The sequence below is a fragment of the Paenibacillus sinensis genome (assembly GCF_019904155.1).
GTDB classification, from domain to species: Bacteria; Bacillota; Bacilli; order Paenibacillales; family Paenibacillaceae; genus Paenibacillus_AQ; species Paenibacillus_AQ sinensis.
Genome location: NZ_JAHCMB010000183.1, coordinates 88,834 through 96,864 on the forward strand (window position 1 = coordinate 88,834; position 8,031 = coordinate 96,864).

The 8,031-nt window shown below is 57.6% G+C and carries 9 protein-coding genes; all 9 read right to left on the reverse strand.

Annotated elements, in window-relative coordinates; genetic code table 11:
• Positions 1-106: 106 nt before the first annotated feature.
• The 9 genes from KIH86_RS20740 to KIH86_RS20780 all read right to left on the reverse strand — a co-directional run bounded on the left by KIH86_RS20740 (position 107) and on the right by KIH86_RS20780 (position 7,904).
• Entirely contained in the window at positions 107-568 is a 462-nt protein-coding gene (locus tag KIH86_RS20740; protein ID WP_235775519.1) for a response regulator, read from the reverse strand.
• 206 nt (positions 569-774) lie between these two features.
• Positions 775-1,179, reverse strand: a complete 405-nt coding sequence (locus KIH86_RS20745; RefSeq protein WP_223080680.1) for a response regulator — start codon at positions 1,177-1,179, stop codon at positions 775-777.
• Between the two features lie 138 nt (positions 1,180-1,317).
• Positions 1,318-1,989, reverse strand: coding sequence for a Na-translocating system protein MpsC family protein (locus KIH86_RS20750; RefSeq protein ID WP_223080679.1), 672 nt, complete (start codon positions 1,987-1,989; stop codon positions 1,318-1,320).
• A 267-nt stretch (positions 1,990-2,256) separates the two neighbouring features.
• A complete protein-coding gene (locus tag KIH86_RS20755; RefSeq protein WP_223080678.1) occupies positions 2,257-3,318 on the reverse strand; it encodes an ABC transporter substrate-binding protein in 1,062 nt (353 codons plus the stop codon).
• A 43-nt stretch (positions 3,319-3,361) separates the two neighbouring features.
• Positions 3,362-3,694, reverse strand: a complete 333-nt coding sequence (locus KIH86_RS20760; protein ID WP_223080677.1) for a 4Fe-4S dicluster domain-containing protein — start codon at positions 3,692-3,694, stop codon at positions 3,362-3,364.
• Positions 3,691-5,295, reverse strand: coding sequence for an FAD-dependent oxidoreductase (locus KIH86_RS20765; RefSeq protein ID WP_223080676.1), 1,605 nt, complete (start codon positions 5,293-5,295; stop codon positions 3,691-3,693). The genes KIH86_RS20760 and KIH86_RS20765 overlap by 4 nt, the downstream gene beginning before the upstream one ends.
• A gap of 64 nt (positions 5,296-5,359) precedes the next feature.
• Positions 5,360-6,238 carry an ABC transporter permease gene (locus tag KIH86_RS20770; protein ID WP_223080675.1) on the reverse strand — a complete coding sequence of 293 codons (879 nt, stop codon included), beginning with the start codon at positions 6,236-6,238 and terminating at the stop codon, positions 5,360-5,362.
• Positions 6,239-6,259: 21 nt separating this feature from the next.
• Complete coding sequence (locus KIH86_RS20775) at positions 6,260-7,057, reverse strand: ABC transporter permease (protein WP_223080674.1); 798 nt, start codon at positions 7,055-7,057, stop codon at positions 6,260-6,262.
• Between the two features lie 70 nt (positions 7,058-7,127).
• On the reverse strand, positions 7,128-7,904 hold the full coding sequence (locus KIH86_RS20780; protein WP_223080673.1) for an ABC transporter ATP-binding protein: 777 nt from the start codon (positions 7,902-7,904) through the stop codon (positions 7,128-7,130).
• Positions 7,905-8,031 lie beyond the last annotated feature (127 nt).

The window sequence follows — 8,031 nt, forward strand, 5'->3', positions numbered from 1 at the left end:
AATAACTACATTGATTATACATAATAACCTCATGAGATATAACCCGGATTCCCATCACAAAAAAACCGCCGCTTTCGGTGTGATCACCGATAAGCGGCGGCTATTCTCAGAAGAATTTCGAGATTACGCTTCGAAGCGTCTCGCTGCGCACAGGCTTGCTGATGTATTCATCCATGCCGGCGGCCAGACAGCGTTCCCGGTCGCCCTTCAGCGCATTGGCTGTAATGGCGATAATGACCGGTATTTCTTCGGACGGCATTGTGTCCTTGATCATCCGGACCGCCTCCAGTCCGTTCATCCTTGGCATCTGCACGTCCATGAAGACCAGATCGTAGGTATCCGTCTTAAGCGCCTCGACGGCTTCCTGCCCGTCCGATACCATGGATACGGCGTGCCCCCGTTTCTCGAGCATCTTCCGGAGCACAATCTGGTTCACCTCGTTATCCTCCGCCACCAGGATATTCAAGGGCGGTGTAGGCTCCTTCCCGGCAGCCTGTCCTTCTTCCGCAGCGGCCGTGAAATAGGCATGTCCAAGCAGCCAACATTCATCCGTACCGTTCTTCGTCACAATAATCCACCGCCCGTTTGTGGAATAGTTAAGAAGACTATTAGACACTCTATTAATTAAAAACTTTACTAATAATATGTTGCATATCCGGGCGAAAGTCAATTCCAAAAATCCAGGCTGATCAGCAGTGCGGGCCATGCTCCTGGTCTGCTTTTTCAGAGCGTAGACGGCCCTTTTCCCCAAGGCTTGCTATCACTTATGATGCGTTAATTGCGAGTCAATCTTCCCGCTCCGGCGAGCAGCTCCTGTACAGTCTCCGTGAAGACTCTCACCTGAATCGGTTTGGTGATGTATCCGGCGAATCCCGTATCCCGGGCCATGTCCAGATCCGACATCAGAGCGAACGCGCTAACCGCAAGTACCGGAATGCAGGAGGTACCGGCGCTCCGCTGCAGACATTCCATGATCTCATAGCCATTCATTCCCGGCAGGCCAATATCCAGAATGATCAGGTCGGGAAGCTGCTCTTGGGCGATTTCAAGCCCCTGCTCGCCGGTCTCGGCCTTCAGCAGCAGGACGGACGGCAGATTCTTCTTGAAGAGATGGTGCATGAGCGCCATGTTCAGCAAATTATCCTCTACATACAGAACCTTCTGCGCATGATCTTCCATGATGGTACCGTCCTCCTTGCTTCAGTCTGCTTGCCCTATCCTTGAAAATGAAAAAGCCGAAGAAAGGGCTTCCCCCTTTGCTCCGGCTCACGTTCGGCTCATTTGCATGTCCGACTCATTTCCACCTGATATATGATCTTATTTGAATGTATAGGCGATGACGCTGGTATCCTTCTCGAAATCCCAGTCCACATAAATGTCGGACAGTTCTTTGCCGAGCAGTGAAGCTACGGTCGTCATCTCCAGATAGCGCTTTTCCATTTTCCGCTTGGTCGTCTTCAACGTGTTCTCATAGCCAAGCCCGATCAGTTCTTTCTCGAGCGGGATCATTATGCCTTCCCGCCTGACGATCAGCATGCGCGGATTGATCCACCAGGAGATCGTCAAATCGGGAAGCTTCTGAACCTTGCTGCTCACCTCGTTAATCTGGGCGTGAACCTCTTCCTGTCTTATGTAGCTGTCAGCCGAAGCCTCACATCCCTCAGCAAGCGCCACAATCATCCCCGATGCGTTATGTATGCCCCAGTCGTAAAAAATCTCGCCGGTGTCAAATTCCAATTCGTTTTTTAAATAAGAAGAAAGCTCCGGCAGAAGCGATTTCATCAACAGCTCCCTTGTGTACCGAAAGGCCTGCTCCTCCTCCTTGTTAAGCAAAAAGCGCTCCACCGGTCCCATGAAGTTGCGGATATGCAGCGCCACACACTGCTTCCCGATTGAAGCATATACCGATTCGGGACCTCTCCCAAACCGTTCTCGCAGCAATCTTCCCGTATAACCGGAAAGCTGGCCCGCCAGGTCAATAGTACTCATACATTCTCCTCCAGCAATAAATTCTCAAGTTAACCAAGTGTGCCCTGGGGGAGCGGTCACCCTGCTGAAAACGGTGCGCAGCTTTAGTATAAGCTCTTGGTTTCGCATCGTATATAGAAAAATAGGCTTGTTTTCGGGGACTACAATATCCTCCAAAATGCCTCTTCGAATTCGACAAAATCAGAGAAAATCCAAGAAAAAACGCGAATTTCAGAGGAAAAAGACGGGCCAAAAAACCCAGCCCGCCCGGAAAATCCGTCCGCTCTATTATTTGGCCTGCCACTCTTCAATAGAAAAGTCCTTCTTGGCCAGCTTCTCCTCCACAAGGAAACTCTTGGTGCCTTCCAGCAGCGCCAGCCCGTCATCGGTATAAGCTGTATCCTTCAAATCTTCGATCGGGCTGACCTGCTTGACGATATCCGTCGTCGTATCCCCGATTTCAGCCAGGAACTGGTAATACTCATCGGGGTGCTGCTTCAGGTCAGCCAGCGCCTTCTCCCGGGCCTCGTTCCATACCTTCGGAAAATCCGGGAATTTGGCCAGATAATCTTCGGACACAACCGTCACGCTGGACCCCAGCAGATCCGGATGCTTCGTAGCGTCGTCCAGTAAAGGATACCCGCCGTCGATCTGCTTGATAGCCTGAACGCCGTTGTTTGTCGTCGCGTCAATGTCGCCCCGGGCAAGCGCCGCCGTCGCATCCGGTATCAGCATGTGCACCAGCTTATAGTCGGTAACGCCTTCCTGCTTCAACAGTCCAACCAGATAGCGGTGCATGAACGAGCCCTTCTGCGTGGCGATTGTCTTGCCCTGAAGGTCCTTCACTGTCTTCGGACCGTCCTTCTTCCCGATCAGATAACCGACCGTATGGGCTGATCCCTGGCCGATCAGGCGGGTCTTGGCGCCCCCGGAACGGGCGATAAGCGCCGGTGTATCGCCCAGAGAGCCGAAGTCCAGCCGGCCGCTGATCAGCGACTCCGTCTGGTCGGGACCGTTTGGAAATCCGGTCAGCTTGACTTCCGTAATTCCGTACTTCTTCAGTTCCTCCTGAATGATGCCCTTGTACAGGCCCCAGCCCTCGGCGCCGCCGGGCAGATTGAGCTTGTTGCTTCCGATGTATCCATAATTCAACACGGCCGGAACGCTGCTTGCCTCGCCACTCCCGGCGGACGCCGCTTCCGCCTTGCCGGCCCCGTCGGCCTGATTCCCGGCATTCCCGTTATTACCGCAGGCGGTAACCGCCAGCAGCATCAGAATCATGCCTGCAATCAGCGCCAGCCGGAAGCCCCGCGCCTCTCCCCTTTGAATCTCTCTGCCTGTGCGCGTCATTTACCATTTCTCCCCTCAGTAATTAAAGAATCTGTCGTTGTTGTCAAAATCCCGCACGGCGGGACAGCTGGATCATAAAAGTGTGGCTGGCAACGGGCTGACGCCCTTTGCCCCAGCCGACCTTGGCCCGGTATCCTCCGAGCAGCTCTCCCGAAGATAGCTGCTCTTCGGTCACACCGGTTGCGGCTTCCGCGTCGGGCGCCACATATAGGGCGTCAACCGGGCAGTACAGCTCGCACATGAAGCAGGTCTGGCAGTCGCTCTGGCGTGCGATCTCCGGCACGCCGGACTCTCCCTTGTCAAATACGTTGGTCGGGCAGACAGCCACGCACTGATTGCAGCCGATGCACCGGTCTGCGCTGACAATCTCGATCATAGCAGCGCACTCTCCTTCACCGCTTCGGGAGACACCCAGATTTCGTCCAGCCCGCCGCTCGCCAGACGGTAATGCTGACCGCTGTCAAGCGCCTTGTAATCCTCGCGCTTGTGCATGCCTCTCGTCTCGGTCCGCGCCAGCGCCGAAGCGTACATCCAGCGGGCCGTCGCCGTCATGGCGGCGGCTTCGCGCCGCTTCACCCCATGGGCGGTCAGGGCAACCTCGCCGCCGCGCAGCTCCTTCCACAGCCGGTCAAGCCGGCCCAGTGAAGCCGTAAGTCCCGCTCCGGTGCGGAACAGGTTAATATCGTATGGCTTCACCTCGTCCTGAACGGCCGAGATGTAATCCGCCGTCCGGCTCTGGGAGCTTCGGTCACCCTCATGTGCGGTGAGCGTAGAGGACGACAGTCCGGACGGGTTGCGGCCTGCGGCGCGGGCTCCGAGTCTCAGCGAGTAGTCGGCCGCCCCTCCGCCTGCGAAGGAGCCCGATGACATCGCCCAGGCGGCATTATGGCTGCCTCCGCCTGTGAAGCCGCCGCAGATCAGCTCGCGGGTCGCCGCATCGCCGGCGGCATAGAGACCCGGCACTCCAGTGCCGCAATTCTCGTCTGTTATGCGAATTCCTCCGGTGCCGCGAACCGTTCCTTCCAGCCGAAGCGTAACCGGGAAGGCATCCTTGAACGGATTGATGCCGAGCCGGTCGAAGGGCAGGAAGTAGTTCGTCTGCGCCACCCGCAGCAGCGGCTGCAAATCGTCTGGCGCCTGGTCAAGCTTGGCGTATACCTGGCGGCCGGCGAGCAGATTCCGGGCGATCACGGAGCGCCCTTTCTTCGAGCCGGCTCCTTCCACGACGCTGCCGTCCTCGTAATAGAAGCTGGCGTAGCTGTAATACGCCGTCTTTGTTACGGTGGAGAACGTCGGGCAGATGGCATAGGCATTAGAGAATTCCATGCCCGACATGGATGCCCCGGCCTCCGCAGCGAACAGCAGTCCGTCGCCGGTCAGCACGTTGCAGCCAAGCGCCTTGCTCAGGAAGGCGCAGCCCCCGGTGGCGATCACGACCGCCCCCGCCGTCACTCTCCAGGTTCCGCCGCTCTGCGTGCGGACACCGGAAGCGCCGGCCACGCCATGCTCATCGGCGAGCAGCTCCAGCGCCGGACTGTGATCGAGAATGCGGACGCCGGCCTTTTTCACCAGCCTGCGCATCAGTTTCATGTACTCCGGCCCCTGCAGCCCCCGCCGGTGCTGCCTGCCGTATTCGTCGACCGGGAATGGGTACCCTGAGACGCCAAGCCGGTTCATGTTCTCGTAGGTCTGATCCAGCACCCTGTCCATCCAGCGGTCCTCCGCCAGTTGGCCGCCCAGCGTATACCGGCTGGCCTTGGCCTTCTCACGGAGTTCCCGATCAGGCTCAACATACCAGACGCCCGTTCCGGACGGAGCCGTCGCGCCGCTTGATCCGCAGTAACCTTTGTCGGCCAGCACAACCGAAGCGCCCTTGGCCGCGGCTGTCAGAGCCGCCCATGTACCGGCGGGCCCTCCGCCGAGGATCAGGACATCTGCCTTAAGTTCCAATACACCCTTGTCTGCTCCCAATGTCATGCTTATGGCCTCCTTTAAAGTTGAATATGTGGCGGCGCCTTTGCGCCGGGAGAGATTCTATCCTCTAGCCCGAATAGCTGTCCCGCCAGGACAAAAATTTGCGTTCCAGCAATCGCACCAGCGAATCAATCAGCTTGCCGATCACAGCGAAGATCAAAATGCCGACGAAGATGACCGGCGTGTTGGAATTTTGTTTGGCTTCATTAATGAGAAATCCCACTCCCGACTGGGAGCCGATCAGCTCGGCGACAACCAGACCGATCCAGGCGACGCCGAGGGACAGCCGTACCCCGAGCAGGATGCTCGGCAGCGCCGAAGGAAGAATAAGCCGCCGCAGCCGCTGGAACGCCGTGAAGCCCAGAACCCGTCCAACCTCCTGCAGCTTGGGATCGCTGTTGCGGATTCCCAGGAAGGTATTAATGTAGAGCGGAAAGAAGGACCCGCTCAGGATAATGGCTACCTTCGAAACTTCGCCGAAGCCGAACCAGAGAATGATCAGCGGGGCGATCGCCAGATGCGGGACAAGCCGCAGCACCTGAATGCCGGGATCAAGCAAATACTCGGCGCTGCGGAACAGACCGTTCAACACGCCTAGCAGCAGCCCGGCCGCGCCGCCGATCAGAAAGCCCAGGAACGCCCGCCCGAGGCTGACGCCCAGATGTTGCGCCAGACCTCCGGATACGGTCAGTTCGATGAATGACTGGACAATGGTCAGCGGCGAGGGCAGAAACTCAGGCGACAGCCACCCGGCTCTGGCACCGGCCTGCCACAGCACCACTACGATAGCCGGGACCAGCGCCCCGGCGCCGAGATCCGACAGATAGGCCCTCCACCTTGACGCAGCACCCACCCGCTCAGCCGCTTTGGCTTTCGCTTCAGGCTTGAAGCTTCCCTCTGCAGCCTTGGTTCCTGCCCGAAACAGCGCCTTGGCTCCTTCACTCATGGTCATACTCCTTTCCTTAACCTAATGACTTGCTTTCCATCGCAGCAGCCGGCGTTCCGCGAGACGGACCGCTCCATCGCTCAGCAGGCCGCAGACCGCGAAGACCAGAATGCCGACGAAGACGACCGGCGTATCGGCGAACTGCCGGGCATCGGACATCATATAGCCAATGCCGGATGTCGAGGCGATCAGCTCGGCTACCACCAGACCCAGCCAGGACAATCCGAGCGACAAACGTACACCGAGCATAATGCTGGGAACCGCCGCCGGCAGCACCAGCTTCGTCACCTGCTTCACCCGGCCGAAGCCGAGCACCCTGGCAACCTCGAACAGCTTGTTGTCCACCCCGCGTATGCCCATGTAGGTGTTGATATAGATAGGGAAAAAAGCCCCTTTCGCAATCAGCAGCACCTTCGATTCCTCTCCGATGCCGAACCAGAGAATGAACAGCGGAACGACTGCGAGACTCGGAATCATGCGGATCATCTGGAACGAAGGATCAAGCAGCTTCTCCGTCCGCTTGAACAGGCCGACCAGAATGCCGAAGATGAGTCCAAGACCGCCGCCAAGCACAAAGCCGGAGAACGCCCGGGCGGCACTGACTCTGAGGTTGATCCATAAATCACCCGACTCCGCAAGCGAAACGAGCGAGGTCAGGATCGTGTAGGGTGTCGGAAACAGCAGATCGGAGATCAAGCCGTTCTGTCCGAGGATCTGCCATAGGCCGAGCACCAAAGCCGGGACCAGCAGACCGAGGAGCAGCTGTGCGCTTCGTCCGGGTCTTCCCGGCGTTCGGATGACGGCGGCGCGATTGCTCATCGGAACATCAATCCTCCATTCACAGTTAATTATATATAATTCCAATCAATTAAATCGGATTTATATCCGGCTAAATACCAGCTCCATCAGTCAGCTCCAGTTCCTCCACCTTCTCAAATTCGCTTAGCACCTTCAGCCGAAGCTCCTGAAAGGAAGTTGTTGCTTTTTTGCGGGGATACGGAAGATCGATGCGGACGACCTTGCGGATTTTTCCCGGCCTTGGGTCCAGAATGACCACCCGGCTGCCCAGGAAGACCGCTTCGTCGATATCATGCGTGACGAGAATCATCGTCGTTCCATTGTTCCGCCAAATATCCAGCAGAGCACTCTGCATATGCGCTCTTGTAAAAGCGTCCAGCGCGCCGAACGGCTCGTCGAGCAGCAGAATCTTCGGATTCCGGAGCAGCGCCCGCGCGATCGACACCCGCTGGGCCATGCCGCCCGACAGCTCGCGGGGGTAAGCCTTCTCGAAGCCCTTCAGCTTCACCAGCCCGATCAGCTCATCCACCTTCTTCCGGACTTCGGGACTTCGCAGAGACAGATCGGAAGCGATGTTCTTCTCAACAGTCAGCCAGGGAAACAGGCGATGCTCCTGAAAAATAAAACCTTTGTCGACGCCAGGACCGCCGATCTCCGCTCCACCCAGCTTCACCGTGCCGTCATAACCGGCATCCAGGCCGGCGATGATGCGCAGCAGCGTGCTTTTGCCGCAGCCGCTTGGACCGATAACTGTGATGAATTCTCCCTTCTCTACCTGGAGATCGACTTCCCGAAGCGCCTGCACGGGACCGCTCTTGGTATCAAACGACTTGTTCAGGCTGGAGATTTCCAGCAGCGCTTCGCCCATACATCCATTTCCTCCCTCATCAAATTAAATCCGGCCAGCGGGATGAAACTAATCGAGTAGGAGGGGGCGGCAAGCCCCCGTCCTCTCACACCACCGTACATGCGGGTCCGCATACGGCGGTTCCAAA